This is a genomic window from Ruegeria sp. BI7, assembly GCF_056537925.1.
This window is the reverse complement of sequence record NZ_JBQFSK010000002.1, coordinates 343461-367953: the sequence shown is the minus strand read 5'-3', so window position 1 is coordinate 367953 and position 24493 is coordinate 343461. Positions and strand designations below refer to the sequence as shown.

Sequence of the window (24493 nt, the reverse complement as noted above, 5' to 3'; positions counted from 1 at the left end):
CCAATGCCAAGCACACTCTATTTCAATGGCACAATCCTGACGATGGATGCACAGAACTCTTCGCCTGAGGCAGTTTTGACTGCAGGTGACAGAATCCAGGCGGTAGGGTCCGAAGCTGACCTGCGCGCGCGCATGCCTTCTGATGTCCAAGAGCATAACCTGCAGGGGCGCACTCTGATTCCTGCGTTTATCGACCCACACGGGCACTTCCCGGATCCGGGGTTTATCCGACTGTTCCGTGTTGACCTGTCCCCGCCCCCATTGGGGGATTGCACACAAATGGCCCAGGCGCTGGACAGACTTCGAGAAAAAGCCGACGCGACGCCCGAGGGTGAATGGGTCATGGGGGTGTCGTTTGACAATACGTCCATTCTAGAACACCGAATGCCCACACGGGCCGAGTTGGACGACATATCATTACGCCATCCCATCTGGGTTATCCATGCGTCGGGTCACAACGGGGCCGCAAATTCTGTTGCACTCAAGAGGCGCGGGATAAACCGTCAAACCCCTGACCCGGAAGGTGGCCGCTTTGGTCGCGATCCCGATACCGGCGCCTTAACGGGGTTGATCGAAGGGCTATCGGCCATGGGTGAGATGGGCGACACAGATTTCCTTATCAACCGGGAAAGATTCTGGCAGGGCTTTGATGCCTGTCGTGACGAATACCTGGCCCACGGTGTAACCTATGCGCAGAATGCCTGGACGTCGCAAGCCATGCTGGATCACTTTGCCAGTTTGCCCGCAGATCAGGACCCGGGAATAGACATTGAGCTTTTGCCCATCGCAAGACTGGAGCCCGAACTAAGCACGCATTGGATCGGCGCGAATTGGCCCGGCAACCCACATTTTACACTGGGTCCGCGCAAGCTGTTCACGGATGGGGCGTTTCAGTTGCAGACCGCCTATCTGTCGGCCCCCTATTATCGACCGATAGATTCGGATCATCCATGCGGAATGGTCTACACCTCGCAACAGCAGCTGGATGCTGACGTTCGCAAGCTTCATGAAAAAGGTCTGCAAATTCATTGCCACTGCAATGGCGATGCCGGCGCCGAGATGTTCATTGATGCGGTTGAAAAAGCCCTGCAGGCGCACACCCGCGCAGATCATCGCCATACCATTATCCACGGTCAGGCCCTGCGGGATGATCAGCTAAGGCGTATGGCCCAACTTGGCCTGACCGTCAGCTTCTTTCCCGCTCATGTGTATTTTTGGGGGGATCGCCACTTTGACACCTTCCTGGGGCCAGAGCGGTCTGCGCGAATTTCCCCTGCGGCGTCAGCGGAAAAGTTCGGCGTGCGATACACGATCCACAACGACGCCTCGGTCACGCCGACACGTCCGATCCACTTGGCCCATTGCGCGGTAAATCGCAAAACCGCTTCGGGCCGTATGCTTGGCGAGGATCAAAAGATCAGCGTTCTGTCGGCCTTGCGCGCACAAACTATCGACGCGGCCTGGCAAGTCTTCAAAGAGGATCAGCGCGGGTCTATCGAGCCGGGTAAGGTCGCTGATTTCACCATTCTTTCGCGTAACCCCTTGCACGCCCCGGATCACCTGACAGACACACGGGTGCTTGAAACAATTCGCAACGGTCAAATTGTATTTTCAGCACTGCCCACCGAACAAGAAGTCGAGCACACCTAATGACGGCCAAGCGCATCGCGATCGCGGGGTTTCAGCATGAAACCAATTGCTATGGTGTGACAAAGGCTGGTCTGGCCGAGTTTGAGATGGCGGATTCCTGGCCTAGTATGCTGCTAGGCGCGCAGGTTATTTCGGAAACGGCTGGCATGAACCTGCCCGCCGCAGGTTTTGCTGCAGCGGCTACCGCAGTAGGGTTTGAAGTCGTGCCGATACTGTGGTGTTCGGCAGAGCCATCTGCTCATGTAACCGATCACGCATTCGAAACGATTTGCGGGATGTTATTGGATGGAATCCGCGCTGCGGGTCAGATTGACGGCGTGTATCTTGATCTGCACGGCGCGATGGTCACCGAAAGCCTAGCTGATGGTGAGGGAGAGGTTTTGCGTCGCGTCCGCAATCTCGTGGGCCCAGAAATTCCAGTGGTGGCAAGTTTGGACCTGCATGCCAACATCTCGGCTCAGATGGTTGAACACTCAGATTACCTGTCGATCTTTCGCACCTACCCTCATCTGGATATGGCGGAAACAGGCGCAAGGTGCGTTCCTGTACTACAGCGCTTGCTTGCAGGTGAAACACTGAGCAAAGCGTTTCAAGCGGTGCCATATCTTATTCCGCTGCATGCACAATATACCGGCTCTGCGCCATTCGACGAAATCTATCAATTGCCAGCAAGATTCGAGCAGCAGGATGTACTGACAGAAATCGCGCTTGGCTTTACGGCGGCGGATTTTCCCGAAACCGGCCCGTCCTGCGTTGCCTACGCAACCACAGCGAATAAAGCGGCCACTGCCGTTGAAGATATCGTCAACTTGTTTTTGGCCCAGGAAACCCGCCTTGATTGTTCCATGCTGTCTCTGGAAGAGGCTATTTTGACAGGCCGCCAAAGACGGGAAAAGCCGGTTGTATTGGCTGATGTTCAGGACAACGCCGGTGCGGGTGGGACGTCTGACACCACTGGATTGCTGGCAGCCCTGATAGAGGGTGGAGTCACAAGCGTTTTGATGGGCCTATTTAATGATCCCGAAAGTGCAGAGCAAGCCCATGCGGCGGGTGAAGGTGCATTGGTCAATCTGGCAGTTGGTGCAAAATCCAACTTGGCGGGTCACGTTCCGGTCAAAGCAGAGTTTGAAGTTCTGGCATTGGGTGATGGCACATGTCGCTATACGGGTGAAATGTATGGTGGTGGCTTTGCAACGCTCGGCAAGACGGCGGCCCTTCGGTTGGTTGGGCACAAGGCTGAGATTGATCTTGTCGTCACAAGTATACGCAACCAATGCCTGGATCGCGCGCATTTCACGCATATTGGTTTAAATCCAACGAGTTATTCGGTGATTTGCGTGAAGAGTACAGCCCATTTCCGAGCAGATTTCGAACCTATTGCAGAAGAGGTTTTTGCGGTTTCTTCACCAGGTACCTTTCTCTGCGACCTGAAAAAAATCCCCTACACCCGTATCACCAGAAGGCTGCCCATCGCTGCTGGGTCTGCTGCTGACGACGTTCCCGACACTGTTGGCTATTCGGGTGCAACCCCGGCATAGTTCCGTGCTTTGGACATCTTTCCAATTCCGGGGTTGAACGAATTGGTGGGATCACAACATTTGTAATGTGCCGCCAGATCGGGTTTCGCGGCATACAGGTGGCCCACATTGTGTTCGGCCGGATATTCCGCGCCGCGCGCATCAAACAATTTGAGCATCGCCGCCTTCAATGCCTTAGGGTCCGCCCCTTTTCGAACCACATAGTCCTGATGCATCACGTGGCACATGAAATGTCCATAATAGAGCTTGTGGACAAGCTGATTACTTATCTCGGGTGGTAGGTTTTCCAGCCAATCCTGATCATTGCGTCGCAGGGCAACGTCCAAGGCGATGATGTCCTCAACCTCATCTGCGTGAATGGCCATATAGCGCACGGCGGCCCCCGCAGCGGCGAAACGGTGCAGCCCCGCAATCTTGGCCTCACGCGCTGTGCATTCAAGGAAATCGGCGTCGCGATCTTCCAGAAAGCCGGGCAACCAATTGGCCGCTTCATCTATCCCGGCATCCTTCATTTTAAGGATCAGGTGATGTTCAAACCGGTCGCGGAAACCCAGCATTCTTTTGGGCAGAACTCGTGGCCACAGCGCCACCGCCATTTGCATGAAGCGGTCGGTAAAATTGCGCAGGAACGGAACCCGTCGCAATCGCGCATCCACAGCCCCTTTCATGGCAAAAAACATCGGTAGGCGGTCAGTGCCTAGCTTATCAATCATCACGACCGTGTCCTTGCCATAGCGCGCAGTAATATCGAACACGTCGCGGTGCATGTATTCTGCGGACACTGGCAAGACTTTAAACTCGGACAGAATGTGGCGGCGTAGGGCGGCCAGATCACCGGGATCGTTGGCACCGATGTAAAACACCTTCTCAGCATCGTTCTGGGGAAAGGTATCAAGGCGCACGGCGAATACGGCCAACTTTCCAGCAGACCCGGCGGATTCGAACAGTTTTCCCTTGTCGGCGTTGAACCGCGCAGGCGTTTGAGCATCCACATCGCGCACGATCAGCGCATAGTCACTGGCCGAGGCGCGTTTATTAGAGGATTCTGGTGTCCGGTTGAAGGTTCCGGCGTCCAGATTGGTCAGAATTTCTTCGGGCGTCTCGCCCAGATCAATACCCAGATGATTGACCAACTCTAGATCACCCTGTTCGGTGATCCGGGCATAGACCGAAAGTTCAGTGTAAACTGGACCGCGTTCGACCAGGGAACCTCCCGAGTTGTTGCAGACTCCACCAACAATCGACGCCCCGATACAGGACGACCCAATTACCGAATGCGGCTCGCGTCCCAGCGGAGCCAGTAGTTTTTCCAGTGCGAAAAGTGTGGCACCCGGAAAGCTGACAATCTGCGCGCCGTCATTCAATGGGACCAAGGTGTCCATCCGGCGAGTGTTTATCAGGACCACATCTCGGTCATAGTGACCGGACGGGGTCGAGCCCTCGGTCAAGCCGGTGTTGGCCGCTTGCATGATGACGATTTTATCCGCCGCGACGCAGGCTTGCAGCACCCTCCACTGTTCCAACAGCGTACCCGGTCGGATGACACACAATGCCTCGCCCTCACCCGAGCGAAAGCCGCGGCAAAACCGTTCAGTCGCGCGTTTGTCGGTCAGGACATGGCGAGAGCCGACGATGGCGCGGAACGTCCCGATCAGGTCCTCATTGGTCATGCTGCGTCCCTTTGCACATTCAAAGTGGGCGCAGTGTCCCTGAACCGGACATTATTGCGGTTCAACTGGTCGATACGTGTCACACCCATCAGTTTCATATCGCGTTCAATCTCGGCCTGCATCAATCCCAACGCGCGTTCGACACCTGCCTGCCCCGCAGCGGCAAGCGGATACAAATAGTGACGCCCTACCCCAACGGCCTTTGCCCCCAGTGACAGCGCCTTCAACACATGGGTTCCGCGCTGGATACCGCTGTCCATCATCACGTCCAGCTTGTCTCCGACCGCATCGACGATCTCGGCCAGTTGGTCGAACGGCGTGCGCGAGCCGTCCAACTGACGACCGCCATGGTTTGACAGGATAATCCCGGTGCATCCGATCTCGGCCGCGCGACGCGCGTCTTCAACGGTCATGATCCCTTTCAGGCAAAATTGACCGTCCCAATCCCGCACCATCTGAGCGACGTCGTCCCAGGTCATCGACGGATCCAGCATGTCGGTGAAATACCCGCCGATCGAACTCGCACCTCCACCCATGTCTACATGTTCCTCTAACTGCGGCAGGCGGAATTTCTCGTGGGTCACATAGTTGATCCCCCACATCGGCTTGATTGCGAACTGGATCATACCCCCCAACGTCAGCCGGAACGGGATCGAAAAGCCGGTGCGCAGGTCACGCTCGCGATTGCCGCCGGTGATGCTGTCGACGGTCAGCATCATGACTTCGACACCGGCCTCTTTGGCGCGCTGCATCATGGCGGCGTTCAGGCCGCGGTCCTTGTGGAAATAGAATTGATAGACTTGCGGGTTCTTGTGCTTTTGCCGCAGCTCTTCAAGCGATACGGTGCCCAGTGACGATACGCCAAACATGGTGCCGTATTTCTCGGCCGCTGCGGCCACCGCGCGTTCGCCCTGATGGTGGAACAGGCGCTGCAGTGCTGTGGGCGAACAATAGACGGGCATGTCCAGCTTTTGACCCATCACTGTGACGGACATATCAACATCCGATACCCCGCGCAGAACCGAGGGCAACAGATCGCAGCGGTCAAACGCGTTTGTATTCTCGCGATACGTCACCTCGTCATCCGCACCGCCATCGATATAGTTGAAGATGGGCCCCGGCAGCCGCTTTTTGGCCAGCCGCCGAAAGTCATGAAAGTTGTGGCATTGGCTCAGACGCATCACGCGAACTCCTTAATAGGCGACCGAAGGCAACCAGGTGGCAAGGGTCGGCCATAAGAAGACCAGGGCCAGACCGGTAAGCTGCAGCAGCACAAAGGGAATGATCCCCTTGTAGATGTGCATCAGCTTGATCTCGGGCGGGCAAACGCCTTTTAGATAGAACAGCGCGAAACCCACGGGCGGTGTCAGGAAGCTGGTTTGCAGCGTCACCGCGACGAGGATCACGAACCACACCAGCGCGGGTTCGTCCAAAACGCCAAAGCCCGGGATGTCGATACCAAGGCCGTTCACGATGGGGCGCATCAGGGGCAGCACGATCAGCGTGATTTCGATCCAGTCCAACACAAACCCCAGCAGGAAGACGATGAACAGGATAAAGAGGATGGTACCGTTTGCACTGAATCCGGTGGATTGCACCACATGTTCAATCAACTCGTCGCCGCCCAGTTCCCGCAGGACATACGAAAACACGGTTGCACCAAGGAAGATGGCAAAGATGTAGGCGGTGGTATTGAAGGTCGACACCAGCACGTTCCACAACTTGTGGAAGGTAAGCTTGCGATAGCTCAGTGCCAACAGCGTCGCCCCCAAGGCGCCGATACCTGACGCCTCGGTCGGTGTAGTCAGGCCCGCGAAGATTGAACCCAGCACTGCAAGGATCAGCATTAGCGTCGGGATGACGGCGATCATTACGTCTTTGACCGCAGCCCAGTCGGGGGCCTTCGCGCCTTCAGGCACGGGGGCCGCGTCACGTTTCACCAGTGCGAGTATGAAGATGTATGTCAGGTAAAGGCCACCAATGATCACACCCGGGAAGACCGCGGCCATGAACAGGTCGCCCACCGACAGCGCCATCTGGTCGGCCATGATCACCAGCATGATTGAGGGCGGGATCAGAATACCCAGCGTACCGGATGCCGAGACCACGCCCGCCGCAAGCGTCGGCTGGTATTTCTGTTGCATCATTGACGGCAGGGACAGCACGCCCAGCAACACCACTGATGCACCGATGATACCGGTCGAGGCCGCCAGAATGATACCGATCAGGGTAACGGTGATGGCCAATCCTCCACGCACTGTACCAAACAGGCGCTGCATCGAGGACATCAGACGTTCCGCAACACCGGATTCGTCCAGCATCAGACCCATGAAAATAAACATCGGCAACGCAACCAGAACCGCATTGGACATCGTCGCATAAACACGGTTCACAACCGCACCAAGGGTCAGATAGTCGAGCCCTGTAAAGGTGCTCTCCAACCCGGTCCACAGCATCAGATCGTTGTCGAACAGATAGGCCAGACCACAATAGGCAACGCCGACACCCGCCAGAACCCAGGCCACCGGGTACCCGGTAAACAACAGCGCAATGAAGGTCAGGAACATGGCGATGACAAGCTTTTCCTCGGTAGTTTCCACGAGGAAGGTCAAGCCGACGCAAACAGCGGCAAACACGGCCAGAACCAGCAGGATACGACGCAAAGATGCACCTTCGCGCTCTGAGGCCGGTCCATACAAAAGCGCGTGCCCATCGTGGATCAGTCGCGCAAGCGCCGCCAGTGCTAGAAGAACAAAGCTGATCGGGATTACCGCCTTGAAAGCCCAGCGGGCAGGCAGACCGGTTGGGCTGTCTGAGCGTTCATTGACCCGGAAGCTTTCGTAGAAATAGTCGTACCCCTGATCGATCATCAGATAGATGAACGGGGTCAACAGGGTAAGAATACCGATCACCTCGATGATCCGCTGCGCCCGGCGTGACAGCTGCATGTGCAGAACATCGACGCGCACGTGACTGTCGGTGATCAAAGCATAAGAGATGCCGATCATCGTCACGATGCCGTAGAAATGCCACTGGATCTCGTCCAACTTGGGGTAGTTCTGGCTGAGCAAATAACGCAGAGCGACCTGGGTGAAAATTGCCCCCATCAGCAGGACATTTGCCCACATGACCACATGGCCGACAGCCTTGACGCTTGCGTCTATCGCGACCGCGATCTTCTGACGATCGGTTTCGGGATGTTCCAGGATGCCTTCATAGGCTTCGACCGGATCGGTAAGATTGTTTTGTGTGGTCATGGTCATACCTCGCTCGACAGCCCGGCGCGCGGGCAGTGAAAGGTTAGAATTTCCGAAGATCAGGAAATAGGTACCGGAGCGACGGATCCCGCCGCCCCGGTTGCGTCAGCAAGGGAGGTTACTGACGAGGGAGGAACGCATTCGTTTTCCAGAGGTCGTAGCCGTCGCGAAACTCGTTCATGTCGGCCAAAACCTGAGCGAAGAAGGCGTCGTTAGCGGCTTCTTCTGCTGCAACCTCATCCCAAGTTGTGCGGAAGGTATCCAGCATCTCAGGCGACCACTGTTTGATGGTGACACCGTTGTTTTCAATATTGTCGATCAGCGCAGCGTGCTGAATGGCTTCGCCTTCGGCAAAGCTGTCCGCCATCGAAGCTTTACAGGCGCTTTCAATGATCGCTTTGTGCTGGTCGCTGGTTTCGTTCCAGACGTCCTTGTTGATCAGCAGTTCGAACACAGTTGCCTGCTGATGCCAGCCGGGGAAGTAGTTGTATTTGACCAGCTTGTGGAACCCCAGACGCGCGTCAATGGCAGGCATCGAAAATTCGGTCGCGTCAATCGCGCCTTTTTCCAGCGCAGGGAAGATCTCACCACCTGGCAGCAGCGAGGTCGCCACGCCCAGTTTCTGCATCACTTTGCCGCCCAGACCAAAGAAACGCATCTTCAGGCCGTTCAGGTCTTCGGGTGAATTGATCTCGGATGCGAACCAGCCCGAAGTTTCAGGCGCAATGATCGCGCAGGGCAGAACTTTGACGTTGAAGCCCGCCTGATCATACATCTCTTGGTAAAGAGTCAGGCCGTTGCCGTAATACAGCCAAGCCATGTATTCGCCCGCCTCGGGGCCAAAAGGAACAGCCGAGAACAGCGGCGCGGCAGGGATTTTACCCGCCCAATATCCGGCCGTAGTGTAGCCAGAATTGATCTTGCCGGTAGATACAGCGTCAAGAATTTCAAACGGCGGAACCAGTTTGCCCGGCTCGTAGACTTTCATCTTCAACGTACCGCCCGACATCAACTCAAGCTGTTCGGCAACGCGCGGGATCGGTGAACCCAGGCCCGGCAGCTCGGTCGAAAAGGCAATCGGGGTTTTCAGCAACAGTTTGTCTGCGGCAACTGCAGGTGCGGCCAGCAGGCTGGCAGCTACGGCGAGGCTCGTCAGGGTCTTCTTCATGAATTCTCCTCCAGGGTAGGTCGGAACATTGTCCCGATCAGCGGCGCAGGTCCCTCCCACACCATTCCGGTGGTAAACTAACTTTACCAATAAAAACCAGTCAATAACTTTATTTACCATTGGAATTAAGCCGACGTAACAACGCAGTCACCTCAGCTACATACGTCACTCGCAAAGAAGAAAAGAAAATCGATCAAATTACGTTCAAAAACAGTCATCTGTAATACGGTGATCTTCCGGATCTCACTGCTTGAATCTAAACAGATTATGGTTATATTTATTTACCAGTGATCTTTACTTAAGACATCGAACAGAGGCACAGCACCATGAGCCCCACAGCGATATTTGAACCGGTTGGACACGAATCACTGGCCGAGGCTGTTGTGTCTCAGATCGAAGATTTGATCGCCTCGGGCATCCTGAAACAGGGTCGCAAACTACCTTCGGAACGAGACCTCGCGGAGATGCTGCGCGTCTCGCGCCCGAAACTGCGCGAGGCTCTGTCCGTTCTGGAAGAGCGCGGCTTGGTCACGACGCAACATGGTGAAGGAACCTTTGTCGCGGCTCTGACAGGTCAGGCCATGATGCCGGCACTACTCGCACTTTATGAGAGACATGAGCCCGCCTTTTTCGATTACCTGGAATATCGGCGCGAACAGGAAGGCTTTGCCGCCCGCCTTGCAGCGCGCCGCGCGACAAAAGCAGATCAAGAGAGGATTGCCGAGATTTTGGTCGAAAATGAACGCGCCTGGCGTGAAAACGACACCAAAGCCTCTCAAGAGGCAGATTTTGCGCTGCACTCTGCAATCGTCGACGCCAGCCAGAACGCAACGCTGATCCATATCATGGCTTCAATCTACGAACTTACGCGCAAGGGTGTATTCTACAATCGCGACTTTCTTAAGACGATCGATGGCACCGGCAAGAAGCTGCTGGATCAACATATGGAGCTTGGCCGGGCCGTAATCGACGGCGACGAGGAACGTGCAGAAAAGGCCGCAACCGACCACATTGATTTCGTCGAGGAGTCCTTTAGGTTGGGGATCGAACGCAGCCGCAGGGAAGCAATGGCTGAAAAACGCCGTCTGCTGTCGGATCAAAAACCTTCGTAGCGCTTTCAGATCATGAGGATGGGCCACACATCTTTGCCTAAGGACAATGCGATCTGTTGCCCAGGGCAGCGCAGCCAAATATTCCGCTGCTGGTTGTTGGTGGGTCGCAACAATCGATCCCGTGGATTGCCGAACATCTGGCTCAGGCCGGAGCAAAACTGCGCGATAACAAAGTCTAGTGGATCAGCGAATTTGTCGACCGTTGTATAAAGATAGCCCTGCGCGCTTTTCTACTTGGGGCTAGTCGCATCTAGCCACCGGCGACATTCGCACTGTTCAAGTAGAAGCCAAGTATTTTCATAGCTGTTCCCATATCTCGCAATTGATGGATGTCGAGCAGGGTTTTGCAAATTTTTACAATCGCAAAAATCATCTGTGACATGTCTGATCCTTCCTGACGGATGATCGATTGCGGCAACCACCATCTGAAGCTGCAAGCCCTGAATGTAAAACTGCGCGGTCCCAAAATCTTTGAGGCGGACCGGGAAGCCACGTGGCATATTGCACCTATCGAATTTTCGCATTGGACCGAGTGGATATGGACCAGATCAAAGCAAACCTGATCGGCGCGGGCCGGGTCGGCCAGACCTTCCTGAGCCTGTTGAACTCATTACCATATTGCCAAATTCAAGACGTCCTGAGCGCGCGTTTCGCTTCCGCTCAGGAAGCCGTTGAGAGGGCAAACGCCGGTCATGCCGTGCAAAGCATTTCCGATTTACGCCCCGCCGATCTTTGGGTCATCGCTGTCCCTGATACTCAGATAGCAGCGGTTGCCTCTGATCTGGCAACAAAGCTTTCCGCGACAGATGGCACACCAAAACCACCCATCGCCTTTCACTGCAGCGGGTATTTTGCGGCCGATGAAATGGCTCGGCTGCGCGGATTGAACTGGCGTCTGGCAAGTGTCCATCCGGTTCTGTCCTTTGCAGATCCCGACAAGGCAAAGGATCAGTTCAAGGGTGCGCTATGTGGGCTGGAAGGAGACGCCGACGCCCTTGAATTCCTTCGGCCCTTGTTAGGCAATCTTGGCGCTGAATGTTTTTCGATCCGTTCCGACGCCAAAAGTCTTTATCACGCCGGGGCTGTGATTTCGAACAATTTTGCCGTGGTTTTACAAGCAATTGCGCAAGAAGCATGGACGGTGGCCGGCGTTTCGGAAGATGTTATCGCGCCACTGAACGCCAAACTGATGGAAAGCACTGCTCAGAACGTCATTGCCTTGGGCCCCCAACGCGCGTTGACCGGTCCAGCAGCCAGAGGAGACGATGAAGTTGTCACCTCGCAGGGTGAAGATGTTGCGGACTGGCACCCTGATGCTGGGGAGGTTTACCGAATCTTGAGCGACATGGCCCGGTCACTCAAAACGAGTGGCGTAACCAAATCTGATCGTTGAGTTTCGATAGTCAGTTTTCGAGAGATCGCATTGCCCCAGCAAGAACCAAAAGAAGATGGTGGAGCAGCGCGTGATCTAAAGACCTGTTTCAAACTGCACAGGTTTTCAGTTGTTCATCGTCGACCTGGTCAAAGTTCAGTGGTGTTTTCTAACTCAGCTATGCCGGAGTGTTCTGATCGGGGAACCGTTCTCCCGGGGCAGCTTTGCTGTTGACGTCCAGTACCTCTGTCGAGCGGACATTGAAAACTTTGCAGAATGTAGCGGAAAAGGCGCTAGTACTGCCGTGCCCACAGTTCTGTGCCACAACACCGACGGGGCGTGTTTTTGGCAAGCGCCTCCAAAACACTCCTCTGGGCCGGAACCTTCCAACATTCCTGGCAGGCTATTGACCCTCAAACTGTCTCAGGCGCTGCGTCAATAAAGTCCGACCCTAGGAACATCAGTTTTTCAGAACGCGAGTTAACACAGGCTTTCGGTCCAAGAGCTTCTGCAAGCTCGCGCCAGGTTGCTGATTCCTGACGATCAAAGGCGTTTGCGGGTGGGATATTTCCAAACTTCTCTTCAATGCTCAGCATGAGTATCAGGCTAAGGATGGAATCGAGAAACGGGTGTGTGTTGTCGGGATCAAAACCTGCGCGCGAGACCAACCCCTCGTGATCTGCGAAGTTTCGCAACACCTCAAGCATTGGGGAAAGAGGTGACTCAGACACAGTAGCAGCCTTCGGTTGCCGCGCTGGCAAACCAGATGTGTCTGCCCCCCCATTTTCCAATATTGATCGAAGCCTTTTACGATCCAATTTCCCACTGGGAAGACGCGGCAGTTCCTCTGTGTGTACAAATCTCAATGGCGCGGCGGCGGGAAAGAAATTTTCGGTAATGGCCTGCCGCAATTCCTTTTCCAGAATGTCGACATCCTTGCGTTTGGTTTCAATGGCAATGGCAACCGCATCTGCCTCGCGAATTTGCGCGACGGTGACAAAGGCCCGCTCGATCCCTGCTACGTTTTCTGCGATTTCGGTAACGGCAGTCAGCGACAGTCTACGCCCCCAGATGTTAACCACATCGTCCACTCTTCCCAATACATCTAAACTCCCGTCAGGCAGAATGGTCACCCAATTATCAAGAAGAATGGGATCCTTGAGTGGATCAAAAACCGGCTCACCTGCCTGCAAATTCTTGAAATTGCCCAGGGTCCGGTCGTAGCCAACGGCCTTGACCCGGCCAATTTCGCCGGGTTGCAAGTCGTGACCGTCTGCATTGACTGCTTTTGCACCAGCCAAGAACATTCCACCCGGAGATCCCTGATACTTGGCAAAACCTTCGGCGGGAAGCTTTCCATGTGAAACTTCCGCAAGAACTGCCCGTCGGGATCGTTACCACCTCGATTGGTTCCGTTTTCGTGTTTCTGCTTCTATTCAGAACGGCAAGAAGCCAGAGGTAGCTTTCTAAGGCCGCCGACCACCCAACCCGGGCAAGACTAAAGCTTTTGCCCGGCCTGCTGAGGGATGCGCATTATTCCACCAACAATCCAATTTGTTTCAATGACCTCACAGATACGGAAAATTCTGTCTCGCGCTTGTCAGCGGGTGTGATCCAAATCGCGCGCAGGCTTACTAGTTCACTCGGATCGGCGCCTTTAAGTGTTGTGAACGCCGCGTGAGGTTACCTTGCGGCAAAGCAGGTCAGTGAAACAACTACAGGAGCCCGCTTCGACATGGATATGGCAGAGTTTTCAGGAGCAGCCTTTCAATTGCTTGAAATACTTACGTACTCTTTTGTCCTTTGTGTCGGCCTGGCGGCGCTTTGGGTTGTGGTTTTATATGTTCGCGACCGGACGCAAACCGAAAGCACGCTGCGCCGCAACTACCCGGTCATTGCGCGGTTCCGTTACGGGTTCGAACATGTCGGTGAGTTTCTGCGGCAGTATTTCTTTGCACTGGACCGAGAGGAGATGCCGTTCAACCGGGCGGAACGATCCTGGGTTTACCGGGCGGCCAAGGATGTGGAATCCACTGTCGCCTTCGGATCAAGCCGGGATTTGAAGCCGTCGGGAACCGTGTTCTTCGCCAACTGTCCATTTCCAACGCTGGAGAAAGACGCCGAGGAACCCGCCGAGGTCGAAATCGGACCTTTTGCGCGTCATCCCTATAAGACCAGTTCGATTTTCAACATCTCGGGCATGAGTTATGGAGCCATCTCAATCCCGGCGGTGCGTGCCCTGTCTTTGGGTGCAAAAAAAGCGGGGATTTGGATGAACACGGGCGAAGGCGGGCTGTCGCCATATCATCTGGAAGGCGGCGCCGACATCGTCTTTCAGATCGGAACCGGCAAATTCGGCGTTCGTAAACCCGAAGGCGGGTTTGACGAGGACAAGCTGCGCGAGGTTGCGGCGCATGATGCCGTCAAGATGTTCGAGATCAAATTAAGTCAGGGGGCAAAACCCGGCAAAGGCGGTATTCTGCCCGGCGTCAAAGTCACCGAAGAGATTGCCGAAATCCGGGGGATCGAACCTGGGCAGGACGCGATCAGCCCGAACCGGCATCCTGATATCGACAGCGTTAACGATCTGCTGGACATGATCGCCTTTGTGCGGGAAGTTACTGGCAAGCCGGTGGGCTTCAAGGCGGTGATCGGCGCGCAAGGATTCTTTGAAGACCTCTGTGCTGCAATTCTGCGGCGCGGTGTTGAAAGCGCCCCGGATTTCGTGACCATCGACAGCGCCGATGGTGGCACAGGCGCAGCCCCCATGAGCCTGATCGACAATATGGGGATGCCGATACGCGAAAGCTTGCCTCTGGTCATTGATGTGCTGAAGGCGCATGGTCTGCGCGACCGGGTCAAGGTCTGCGCCAGCGGCAAGATGATCAACCCCTCCGAAGTGGCCTGGGCCTATTGCGCGGGGGCCGATTTTGTCAACTCGGCCCGCGGGTTCATGTTTGCCCTGGGCTGCATTCAGGCATTGCAGTGCAACAAAAACACTTGCCCAACCGGGATCACCACTCACAATCGCAATCTGCAATTCGGTTTGGATCCGGCCAATAAATCAGAACGCGTGGCCAGCTATGCAATGAACATGAAGAAAGAGATCGGCATTATCGCCCATAGCTGCGGTGTGGCTGAACCCCGACTTCTCAGGCGACACCACGCGCGGTTGGTATTGGAAAACGGCCGCTCTTTACCGATGAGCGAGCTTTATCCCGAACCGCAACATGTGGCGGCGGCTGAATAACTCGCAATTGCTGTCTATAGTTCCCTTCAAACCCCATTTAGGTGAGTGTTTCCATGTCTGCCAAATCTACTCCGACCAAAGCCTCTGACCTGCTTGTTGCCGCCCTCGAAGCCGAAGGGGTCACCCGAGTTTTTGCTGTGCCTGGCGAAGAAAACCTTGATGTTCTTGAATCCTTGCGCACGTCATCCATCGAATTGGTGTTGACGCGCCACGAACAGGGCGCTGCCTTTATGGCGGCCACCTATGGCCGTTTGACCGGCAAGGCAGGTGTCTGCATGGCGACGCTGGGACCGGGGGCGACAAACTTCGCAACTCCGGCTGCATATGCCCATTTGGGGGGGATGCCCCTGATTATGATCACCGGGCAAAAACCGATCAAGAAATCCAAACAGGGGCAATTCCAGATCATTGATGTAGTGGGCCTGTTTGACCCGATCTGCAAGATGTCTAAGCAGATCGTGCATGGCAACACGATCCCTGCCCTGATCCGCGAGGCGTTCCGCGTGGCCGAGGAAGAGCGCCCCGGCGCGGTATTGCTGGAACTGCCAGAAGATATTGCGGCAGAAGCCACCGATGCACCAGTTCTGCAGCCTCATCCGCGCCACTATGCTGTGGCGGATCATACGGTTTTGCAGGAAGCCGCTGAACTGATCCGATCGGCAAAGATGCCCCTGCTTTTGCTGGGGGCCGGGGCCAATCGCAAGGACGCGCGCAAAGCGCTCAGCCGGTTTGTGGCAGACACTCAGATCCCATTCTTTGACACACAAATGGGCAAAGGTGTCATTGATGAACGGTCTGAGCTGTTCATGGGAACGGCTGCGTTAAGCGACGGCGACTATCTGCACTGCGCCATCGACCGGGCCGACCTGATCATCAATGTCGGCCATGATGTCGTGGAAAAGCCTCCTTTCTTCATGGAAGAGGGCGGCACCAAGGTCATTCATGTGAACTACAAGGCGGCGCAGGTCGATCAGGTCTATTTCCCGCAGATCGAGGTTGTCGGCGATCTGGCCAAATCAATCACGCGCCTTGCCGAAATCCTCGACGGACCGCTGGAGTTTGATGACAGCTATTTCCGGCTTGTGCGCGAGGAGACGGAAAAACACACATCCGAAGGGGCCGATGATCCGCGCTTTCCGATCATCCCGCAGCGTATCGTTGCCGACACCCGCAAGGTGATGGGTGACAGCGATATAATCGCGCTGGACAACGGCATCTACAAGATCTGGTATGCCCGAAACTATAAAGCGTATGAGCCCAACACCGTGCTGCTGGACAACGCGCTGGCGACGATGGGGGCGGGGTTGCCCTCGGCGATGATGGCGGCGATGCAGTATCCTGACCGCCGGGTCATGGCGATCTGTGGCGATGGTGGATTCATGATGAACAGTCAGGAACTGGAAACCGCCGTGCGGCTGGGGTTGAATCTGGTGGTGACCGTGCTGAATGACAGCTCTTACGGAATGATCCGCTGGAAACAGGCTCATGCAGGGTTTGACGATTGGGGATTGGAATTCAACAATCCCGATTTTGTGCAATACGCCAACAGCTATGGCGCAACCGGCCACCGCGTCGAACGCACCGAAGACTTGGTTCCGACATTCGAGGCCGCCTTTGCATCGGGTGGCGTGCATCTGATCGACGTACCTGTCGATTACAGCGAAAACCAGCGCGTCCTGATCGAAGAACTGGAAGCCAAGGTATGCCTGATATGAGTACCAGCCTGGATGTCGTGAACCCATTCAGCCTAGAGAAAATAGGCGCGATTAACCTGCGAACATGGGACGAGGTCGAGCCGATGCTGGATCGTGCTCACTCTCTGTTCCGGGACAGGTCCGCGTGGTTGCCCGCTTATCATCGGATTGAAATTCTGGAAAAAACCGCTGCTCTGATGCGGGCCCGGTTCGACGAATTGGCGCATCTGATCGCCGATGAAGGTGGCAAACCCTTGATTGATGCGCGGGTCGAGGTGACGCGCGCCATAGATGGGGTGGGTTTGTGCATCCACGAGATCGGGCAGATGTCCGGGCGCGAAATCCCGATGGACCTGACCACCGCCGGAGCCGGGCGCTTGGCATTTACGACCCGCGAACCCATCGGGGTGGTTGTGGCCGCCAGCGCGTTCAATCACCCGCTGAACCTGATTGTGCATCAGGTCGCCCCTGCTGTGGCAACCGGGTGCCCGGTGCTGGTGAAGCCAGCCCTCGACACGCCTCTGTCCTGCAAGGTCTTTGTCGACATGCTGCACGAGGCTGGCCTGCCGCAGGAATTCTGTCATTTCGTAGCCTGCGACAATGCAGTGGCGGAACAGTTGATCACCGACCCGCGCACGGCTTTCTTTACCTTCATCGGATCAGCCCGTGTGGGGTGGATGCTGCGATCCAAACTGGCACCGGGTACACGCTGCGCATTGGAACATGGCGGTGCCGCACCGGTGATTGTGGACACCGATGCCGATCTGGACGCAATGATCCCGGTTTTGTCGAAGGGCGGGTTTTACCATTCCGGGCAGGTCTGCGTTTCGACACAGCGGGTCTTTGCGCCAATGGATATGGCCGAAGAGGTCGCCACGCGACTGGCCGAGGCTGCATCTCAGCTAAAGGTTGGAAACGCCACTGATGAAACGGTTGATTGCGGTCCACTGATCCGTCCGGGCGAAGTTGACAGGGTTGCAGAATGGGTAGACGAGGCAATCGCTGGCGGCGCACGCGTTCTGACCGGCGGTAAACGGTTGGGGCCGACAACCTACGCGCCCACCGTATTGCTGAACCCTCCGGCGGATGCCAAAGTCTCGACGCTGGAAATTTTCGGACCCGTTATCTGTGTTTATGGCTATGACACTTTCGATGGCGCAGTTGAGGCCGCGAACGCATTGCCTTTCGCCTTCCAGTCTGCGGTTTTCACCCAGTCACTGGATCGCGCGCTGACGGCGGTACGCACGCTGGATGCCACGGCGGTCATGGTCAATGACCATACGGCCTTTCGGGTTGACTGGATGCCCTTCGCAGGCCGCCGCCAATCCGGTTACAACACCGGCGGGATCAGATACACGATGCACGACATGACACAGGATAAAATGGCAATTATCCGGTTGCCTCAGGATAAGTGACGGCCCTGTATATCCCGGTTCTGGCTCCATTCACTGCAAGGTATCTCCCTTTCAGGTCAGAGGGCGTTGGTTGAATTGAAAATCCACGCTCGAATTGGTTCAGTGCCAGTCCAACTGACGCGCCCTATTGTTTGACCCGTAGGGTAGTTAGGTTTGAATAAGTACAGTTGCTTCGCCAACCGTATACGCGTTCATTTATTGCCGACATGACGCGTGCGGACAGTTTCCAAAAGGGGGCGCGGGTTATTGTATCGATCAATTGCACCGTTGCGCACAAAGTAACCACGATCGACATCGGCAAGGGTATCGCAAAACACCCGCGTGTTTTTAAGCATTGCGCTGGTTCCCATTGCCTCAAGGACCCGGGCGTTGGTCGCGTCATCATCCCTATGGGGAATGGCAGGGTTGTCTCCGGCGACGCGCAGATGCACCGATGCTTTCAAGCCGTGGGGCGTAACCACCCGATCTGCGGCTTCTAATCTATCCGCAACCGGCTCGGTGTTGCCCAGCCGGAACACAGCACCCGCAAGTCCGCAGGAATTCGGAAGGGTCGCGAGAATTTCTATCTGGTGCCTGTCCTGTGTATCGAACCCGTGGTTTATCACATGAAAATACGTACGATCAGCTTTGATATCCTCTTTCGTACGCATCCGGGAAATGTAGATCGGCAAGCCGGTTTTTTCGTATGCCTTAGACAGCGCATCAACCGATCCCTCCATGTCGCGCCAATTCAACGTGATTTCCCAATCAAACAAGTTGTCAGCGACGGACGCGATCAAATTCAGGTGGTTTTCAGGAATACTGTAACCAAACAACGTGATGCGAAATCCAAGATGTTTCAGAAGGCCAATCCGGGCGCGGCGCACAGGGTCCAGAAGATCATGCAGAGGGAGACGCACGTCCCGGATGCCCATCTCTTGCAGCGCCAGAAGATGATAGTCATTGCGAACCGGTTTGCGATCGAATTCGTCCAATCCACCGCTGGGAGGCACCTCTGATATCTCTGCCCAATTCTTACGAAGGTCAAAGCCTATCAGTGGCCAGGTGTTTTCCCTTGGGTCAGGGGCCAAAGGCTGCAGATCGCCGGTTGGTTTTTCTCCGGGTGCCAGCTCTGCTCCGTTGGTACGCACAAACTTCGTGACGTGGCCGTTTTCATAAACACTCACCAAAAAATAGCCCAGTTTCGCAGCGTCATTGCGACCGAATTCACTGCCTTCCGGTGGAATTGCCCTCAGCATTTCTGAATAGTCCTGCCTGACAAAGCTAGTCGCAGGCGCCAGGTAAAAATCCGTCTCGCCGTAACGATCGTACCAGAAGTTGTGGGCGTGACCTGAAAACATGGCCTCGATCCCATGCTTTTCGAGCAGCCCCAACAGCCATCCCCTACCCGGCTGATCGGTATTGTCATAGTGGTCAAGTTCGTCGGGATAACACAAGTAGGCCGGGTGGTGCAGCATGAGCATGACCCGTTGCCCTTGCGCCGCGGCTAGCTCGTTTTCAACCCAACATCTTTGATCCGCTTCATCCTGCAGCTCGGAATTGATCAATTGCGCGTTCAGCAGAAGAAAACGCACCCCACCCTTTTCGAAGCTGTGGTATTGGGCGCCAAACTCCTTTTCCCACGCTTCGATCATTTTGGGCGTGGTGGGGCTCGCTGGCCCGCCACTGATTGGCGTGTCGCCGATATCGTGGTTTCCCGGCAGCACATGGATTGGCATCGTCAGGTCCGACACAATTGCGCGGTAAGCTTCGGCGGCCTGCGCAAACAGCTCTCCAGTCTCAGGCACGGGGTGAAGCAGATCACCGAGGTGGACAACAAAGTCCACCTCTCTGCGGTTGATATCTGCGACTACAAAGCGAAACCGGCGATTGGCGCGGGCGTTCACGGGAAAGGGCGAGTTGCAGCGATCTTCGTCTGGATTGACATGGGTGTCCGAGATCACCGCAAAGCTGTAGACAAAGCGGCCCAGACCGGCCTTTCCCGTATTAACCATGATGTCTTCCTTGTATCTCGGGATTATCCGCCAGTGGTCAGAACCGATGCCTGCCCTGTGCGTGAGGCACGAATGCGGGATCGGATCAGTACAAAGATCGACAACGCTGTCAGCAGCCAGAACAGCCAGCAAATCGCGTTTCTGACAAAAATTGAAAGACTCCCATCAGACAACAACAGTGATTGACGGAAGTTGTCCTCAAGAAGCGGTCCTAGAACGAAAGCGATCAAAAACGGCGCGACCGGGATATCAAGCCGCATCATGGCGAATCCAACAAGACCCATGCACAGCATTACCAAGATATCGAACAGGTTGTTGTTCACCGCATAGGCACCATAAACACACAGTGTAAACACGATCGGGTACAGAATGCGGTTCGGGATCAGCGCGACGCGGCTGAAGGTCTTGATCGCGACCTTGCCCACGATGAACAAATAGGCCGAGCTAAGCAGGATACCCATGAACAGCGCATAGATCATTGGCAGGTTTTCCGCGAAAAGAATGGGGCCCGGACGCAACCCATGGATCATGAATGCGCCCAGAATTACCGCCGTGATCACGTCACCTGGTACGCCCAAAGCCAGCAGCGGGATCATTGTCGCCCCGGCTACACCATTGTTCCCAGCCTCGGCCGCAGCGACGCCTTCAGGCTCACCCTTGCCGAAGTTTTCGGGGTTTTTCGAGTTTCTGCGTGCTTCGCTATAGCTCAGAAAGGCGGCCGGGGCACCGCCGATGCCAGGAATTGCCCCCAATATCACACCGATGAAACTCCCACGGACCACCGATTTCAGCGTCTTGCGGAAATCGGCAAAGCTTGCACCACTCCCCAATTCCTGACGCTGTGCCCCGGGTGGCCTTGCGCGCCGCGTCGCGCGATCCAAGATTTCGGGGATGGCGAACAGGCCGATCAGAACAGGAATAAAGTTCAGACCGGACATCAGCTCGTAGTTTCCAAAGATGAACCGGTTCGTGCCGTAGATCAGATCAAGCCCGACAGTGGCCAACATCAAACCCAGGCACGCAGACAAGATACCTTTGGTCAAGCTGGGTCCTGCAACACCTGCGATGATTGTCAAAGAAAAAACGATCAGCGTGAAAAACTCCGGTGGACCAAAACGCAATGCGAATGTCGCCAGAAAACCGGCGAACATGATCAGCGCTATGTTCGAGATCAGATCAGCCACACAAGATGCATAAAGCGCTATGTCCAACGCCTTTCGTGCTTGCCCCTTCTGCGCCAGCGGATACCCATCTAAAATGGTACAGGACGCCGCTGGGGTACCGGGTGTCTTTATGAGAATTGCCGTCAAAGACCCGCCATAAAGACCGCCCTTATACACTCCAAGCAGCAGCAGGATGCCGGTCACAGGCTGCATCGTAAACGTAAACGGCAGCGCCAGAGCCACACCCATAGGTGTCGTCATCCCCGGTATCGCACCGATGATGGTTCCAATCAGAACCCCGATGCCGATCACCAGAATGTTTTCGAAGCTCAGGAAAAGCTGAAAGGCAGTGGAAATATTCTCGATCATGCTCAGCTCCTACTCAGCTAAACGTTTCGAATATGCCAAGGGGCATTGGCACACCCGCGACGTGCAAAAAGAACAGATAAAGAAGAATAGGAAGAAGGATGCTGATTGGAACGATGTAGTACCATTTTCGCTCACCAAAAAAGAGCATCATGGCAAGCATCAAAACAATCGAGCTGGCAACCACGCCCAGCGTCGTAAGCGCAAAGTAAAACAGGAAAAGTGCAAAGATCAGAATTACCGTTCGTAGCGTTCCCGGCAGCGTCTCCAACTTGTAGATTGCATCTGCTTCCGCGTCCTCATCCGCATCCACCTCGGGTGTTTTGAGGAAGTATGATTCCGCCACCAAACTCAGCGCGACAAACACAACGGCGAAAGCAATGACGCGAGGCCAGAACTCAGGTGACAACGCCGAGATCTCGACATTGCCCGGAGAATCCACCCCTGACGGTATGAGTATAACGATTGTCAGAATCCCAAGGACCAGGAACAGTGCCCCCGCGAAAAAATCTCTCCGTTTTGATGGCTCCACGGTCAGTTTCCTCCCTTCAACAAATTCAAATCCAACTCAGCGTTTGCGATGTTTTCGCTGAGCGATAACAGCCGAGCCGCGCCCATATGCGTCATCTCGCTGGATTTGATCTTGATTGGTTGCTGCAGATCCGACTTGAGGGTGTCGATCTGCTTTCGAAACGCTTCAAGGTAGATGGGCGATTGGGCCAACGGCCCTGCCAGCAACACCAGTTCTGGCTGCAAAACCGTCAAACTTAGCGAAAAGCAGTTTGCTGCCCGCGCGCCAAATTCTTCCAAAACCGATTTGTAGTCACCATCCGTTTCATCCGCGCCCGAGACGACCTCCCAGATTTTTCGCGCCCTATCCCGATCGGAAAGCGCATTGAAAACATCCGAAGAAAGCAATTTCTGCAACAGCGCTTTCCCGCCGCACAAATCTGACAACGTCACGGGCAGATTGGACCCCAAGCCGTCGGTGGTCTTAGCTTCGGTCAGAACACCACCAACCCGACTGATCCCACTATAGGGCTGCCCATTGATCTGAAGTCCGATACCAAAGCCAAGCGCGCAGTAGATCACTACCACGTTTTCAATGTTGCGTGCGGCCCCAAATGCAGCCTCGGATTGACAGATTGCAGCGCTCGGTGTTTCCAGCGCAACCGGAACTCCAAGCTCTTTCTGGACCAGATCCCGAACACCCACTTCGTCATCCCACCCAAGTGTCGGGGCCGAAATGACGGTGCCACGCGCCTTGTCCAGATTTCCTGCAATCGTAAGCCCAACACCAAACAACCTGTCTCTGTCAGGAACATGTTGTTCAATGAGCTGTCGGGCCTGATCACAGCATGTTTTCAGAAAGCCTTCGCCTTCGGACAGGCCTTCACCACCAGCATCCCAGGACGCAATTCTGTTGTTTGAAAGATCGGCCAGTGTAACGACCTGCTGATAGGCGTTGATACCTATTCCGATAACGTATCCGCCAGTGCGGTCGACAGACAGTCTCTTGGTGCGCGGGCCCCGCCGCCCCTCGGATTTGGCGTCGCCGACTTCCTGCACCAAGCGTGCCTCGATAAGTTCGCGCGTGATCCGGGACACGCTTGCCGCGTTCAATTCCAGCTTGTCGGCAATTTGCGACCGGGAAATTGTACCAGACCCCAATATCTCACTCAGAACCCTTTGCCGGTTTCCGCGCCCGATTTCTTCCAGTGATGAACCTGCCATTTTGAGCCTCCCATTTCATATTGACTTAATTATTTACTTACTGCAAGTAATTTATTAAGGTGAACTCATTCGATTCAGGGAGACGCTATAAAATGAAACTGAAAAATACAGTAGTCGCTACGCTGAGCTGCCTTGCCCTGCTCGCAATCCCAACTGTGGCATCTGCGCAGGAATATCCAAGCAAGCCAGTAACTTTGGTCGTTCCGTACGGCCCCGGCGGTGCCGCTGATCTGGCCGCCCGTACTATGAGTACAGAAGCCCCCGAGTATCTGGGTGAGAACATTCTGGTCGTCAACAAAACCGGCGCTGGCGGAGTCGTTGGCTCGACTCAGGTCGCAAAATCACGCCCGGACGGCTACACTTTGCTTATGGCGCGCGTGGGCTCTCAGGCCACGGTTCCTGCGATCAACCGCACAATACCGTACAAGTGGGACGACTTTACCTTTCTCGGCCTGATTGAAAAGAACCCGTTTGTCTTGGGCGTAAGTGCAGACTCGCCGTACCAAAACTTTGACGAACTGAAAGCAGCAATCGAGGGGGGCGAGCGCCTTTCTTATGCGTCTGCTGGAGTTGGCACTTTGTTGCATATGGCAATGCTGATCATGCTGGATGATCTTGGGGTAGATTCCGAAGCCCTGATCCATGTGCCCTTCAAAGGGGGCGGAAAGGCGACCGCTGCCGTTGTTGGCGGGCACGCCGATTTGATCTTTCACAACCTTTCAGGTCTGTCCGGCGCAATTGAGAGCGATCAAATTCGCCCATTGCTGACCACCACGCCGGAACGGTTCTCAGCCATACCGGACACCCCGACCGCGCAGGAGCTTGGTCATCCAAATCTGGAAAATGTCGTCGGTTGGACAGGCGTATGGGGCCCAAAAGATCTGCCGGAGGACGTTGTCGCAAAATGGGTCGAAGTGCTGGACGCGATTTCCGCCGATGCAAGCTGGGTTGATACGACTGAAAAGCTGGGCTCGGTCCCTATTGTTCTGTCGCCAGACGAAACAAAATCGTTTGTCGAGGGTCAGGTCAAAACCTTCAGTGACACCGCCGAAAAGCTGGGAATGGTAATTCAATAAGCAGCTCGGCGTCCCGGGCGGCCGCTCCTCCCCT

18 protein-coding genes are annotated in these 24493 nt (G+C 55.3%); 8 read left to right on the top strand and 10 right to left on the bottom strand.

Features of this window, described 5'->3' with window-relative positions; all coding sequences use genetic code 11:
• The first annotated feature begins 3 nt into the window (after positions 1-3).
• Both ACR0JB_RS09225 and ACR0JB_RS09220 read left to right on the top strand, forming a co-directional pair.
• Positions 4-1650 (top strand): amidohydrolase, encoded by a 1647-nt coding sequence (locus ACR0JB_RS09225; protein WP_480789859.1) that lies wholly within the window; start codon positions 4-6, stop codon positions 1648-1650.
• Positions 1650-3188, top strand: a complete 1539-nt coding sequence (locus ACR0JB_RS09220; protein ID WP_170395154.1) for a M81 family metallopeptidase — start codon at positions 1650-1652, stop codon at positions 3186-3188. The genes ACR0JB_RS09225 and ACR0JB_RS09220 overlap by 1 nt, the downstream gene beginning before the upstream one ends.
• Here ACR0JB_RS09220 and dld read toward each other — a convergent pair.
• The 4 genes from dld to ACR0JB_RS09200 form a co-directional block, all read right to left on the bottom strand.
• Positions 3164-4858 carry a D-lactate dehydrogenase gene (dld, locus tag ACR0JB_RS09215; protein WP_170395151.1) on the bottom strand — a complete coding sequence of 565 codons (1695 nt, stop codon included), beginning with the start codon at positions 4856-4858 and terminating at the stop codon, positions 3164-3166. The genes ACR0JB_RS09220 and dld overlap by 25 nt on opposite strands.
• Positions 4855-6039, bottom strand: coding sequence for an alpha-hydroxy acid oxidase (locus tag ACR0JB_RS09210; protein WP_170395148.1), 1185 nt, complete (start codon positions 6037-6039; stop codon positions 4855-4857). The genes dld and ACR0JB_RS09210 overlap by 4 nt, the downstream gene beginning before the upstream one ends.
• Before the next feature lie 12 nt (positions 6040-6051).
• The gene (locus ACR0JB_RS09205; RefSeq protein ID WP_480644400.1) at positions 6052-8115 is read right to left on the bottom strand and encodes a TRAP transporter large permease subunit; all 2064 of its coding nucleotides are present in this window, start codon (positions 8113-8115) and stop codon (positions 6052-6054) included.
• A gap of 118 nt (positions 8116-8233) precedes the next feature.
• Positions 8234-9283 (bottom strand): TRAP transporter substrate-binding protein, encoded by a 1050-nt coding sequence (locus tag ACR0JB_RS09200; protein ID WP_170518204.1) that lies wholly within the window; start codon positions 9281-9283, stop codon positions 8234-8236.
• 326 nt (positions 9284-9609) lie between these two features.
• Here ACR0JB_RS09200 and ACR0JB_RS09195 point away from each other — a divergent pair, with 326 nt between their 5' ends.
• Positions 9610-10395 carry a FadR/GntR family transcriptional regulator gene (locus tag ACR0JB_RS09195; RefSeq protein WP_170351185.1) on the top strand — a complete coding sequence of 262 codons (786 nt, stop codon included), beginning with the start codon at positions 9610-9612 and terminating at the stop codon, positions 10393-10395.
• 250 nt (positions 10396-10645) lie between these two features.
• Here the strand turns inward: ACR0JB_RS09195 and ACR0JB_RS09190 are convergent, their stop codons facing one another.
• On the bottom strand, positions 10646-10777 hold the full coding sequence (locus ACR0JB_RS09190; protein WP_480789858.1) for a hypothetical protein: 132 nt from the start codon (positions 10775-10777) through the stop codon (positions 10646-10648).
• 156 nt (positions 10778-10933) lie between these two features.
• Here ACR0JB_RS09190 and ACR0JB_RS09185 point away from each other — a divergent pair, with 156 nt between their 5' ends.
• Positions 10934-11788: a Rossmann-like and DUF2520 domain-containing protein gene (locus ACR0JB_RS09185; RefSeq protein ID WP_480789857.1), complete on the top strand. Its 855-nt coding sequence runs from the start codon at positions 10934-10936 to the stop codon at positions 11786-11788.
• A gap of 392 nt (positions 11789-12180) precedes the next feature.
• Here ACR0JB_RS09185 and ACR0JB_RS09180 read toward each other — a convergent pair whose 3' ends face one another.
• Positions 12181-13068 (bottom strand): hypothetical protein, encoded by an 888-nt coding sequence (locus tag ACR0JB_RS09180; protein ID WP_480789856.1) that lies wholly within the window; start codon positions 13066-13068, stop codon positions 12181-12183.
• Between the two features lie 434 nt (positions 13069-13502).
• Between ACR0JB_RS09180 and ACR0JB_RS09175 the strand changes: the two genes are divergently transcribed.
• Genes ACR0JB_RS09175 through ACR0JB_RS09165 form a run of 3 tightly spaced genes read left to right on the top strand, consistent with a single transcriptional unit; the run spans position 13503 to position 18126 of the window.
• Positions 13503-15017: an FMN-binding glutamate synthase family protein gene (locus tag ACR0JB_RS09175; protein WP_480789855.1), complete on the top strand. Its 1515-nt coding sequence runs from the start codon at positions 13503-13505 to the stop codon at positions 15015-15017.
• A gap of 53 nt (positions 15018-15070) precedes the next feature.
• Complete coding sequence (locus tag ACR0JB_RS09170) at positions 15071-16732, top strand: acetolactate synthase large subunit (protein WP_170351197.1); 1662 nt, start codon at positions 15071-15073, stop codon at positions 16730-16732.
• Entirely contained in the window at positions 16729-18126 is a 1398-nt protein-coding gene (locus ACR0JB_RS09165; protein WP_480789854.1) for an aldehyde dehydrogenase family protein, read from the top strand. The genes ACR0JB_RS09170 and ACR0JB_RS09165 overlap by 4 nt, the downstream gene beginning before the upstream one ends.
• A gap of 191 nt (positions 18127-18317) precedes the next feature.
• Here ACR0JB_RS09165 and ACR0JB_RS09160 read toward each other — a convergent pair whose 3' ends face one another.
• The 4 genes from ACR0JB_RS09160 to ACR0JB_RS09145 are packed head-to-tail and all read right to left on the bottom strand — an operon-like array spanning position 18318 to position 23383.
• Positions 18318-20120, bottom strand: coding sequence for a metallophosphoesterase family protein (locus ACR0JB_RS09160; RefSeq protein ID WP_170505887.1), 1803 nt, complete (start codon positions 20118-20120; stop codon positions 18318-18320).
• Positions 20121-20143: 23 nt separating this feature from the next.
• Positions 20144-21652, bottom strand: coding sequence for a tripartite tricarboxylate transporter permease (locus ACR0JB_RS09155; RefSeq protein WP_170379504.1), 1509 nt, complete (start codon positions 21650-21652; stop codon positions 20144-20146).
• A 13-nt stretch (positions 21653-21665) separates the two neighbouring features.
• A complete protein-coding gene (locus tag ACR0JB_RS09150; RefSeq protein ID WP_170362600.1) occupies positions 21666-22181 on the bottom strand; it encodes a tripartite tricarboxylate transporter TctB family protein in 516 nt (171 codons plus the stop codon).
• A gap of 2 nt (positions 22182-22183) precedes the next feature.
• Entirely contained in the window at positions 22184-23383 is a 1200-nt protein-coding gene (locus tag ACR0JB_RS09145) for an ROK family transcriptional regulator (RefSeq protein ID WP_170395128.1), read from the bottom strand.
• Between the two features lie 92 nt (positions 23384-23475).
• Between ACR0JB_RS09145 and ACR0JB_RS09140 the strand changes: the two genes are divergently transcribed.
• On the top strand, positions 23476-24459 hold the full coding sequence (locus tag ACR0JB_RS09140) for a Bug family tripartite tricarboxylate transporter substrate binding protein (protein ID WP_170395125.1): 984 nt from the start codon (positions 23476-23478) through the stop codon (positions 24457-24459).
• Positions 24460-24493: the final 34 nt, after the last annotated feature.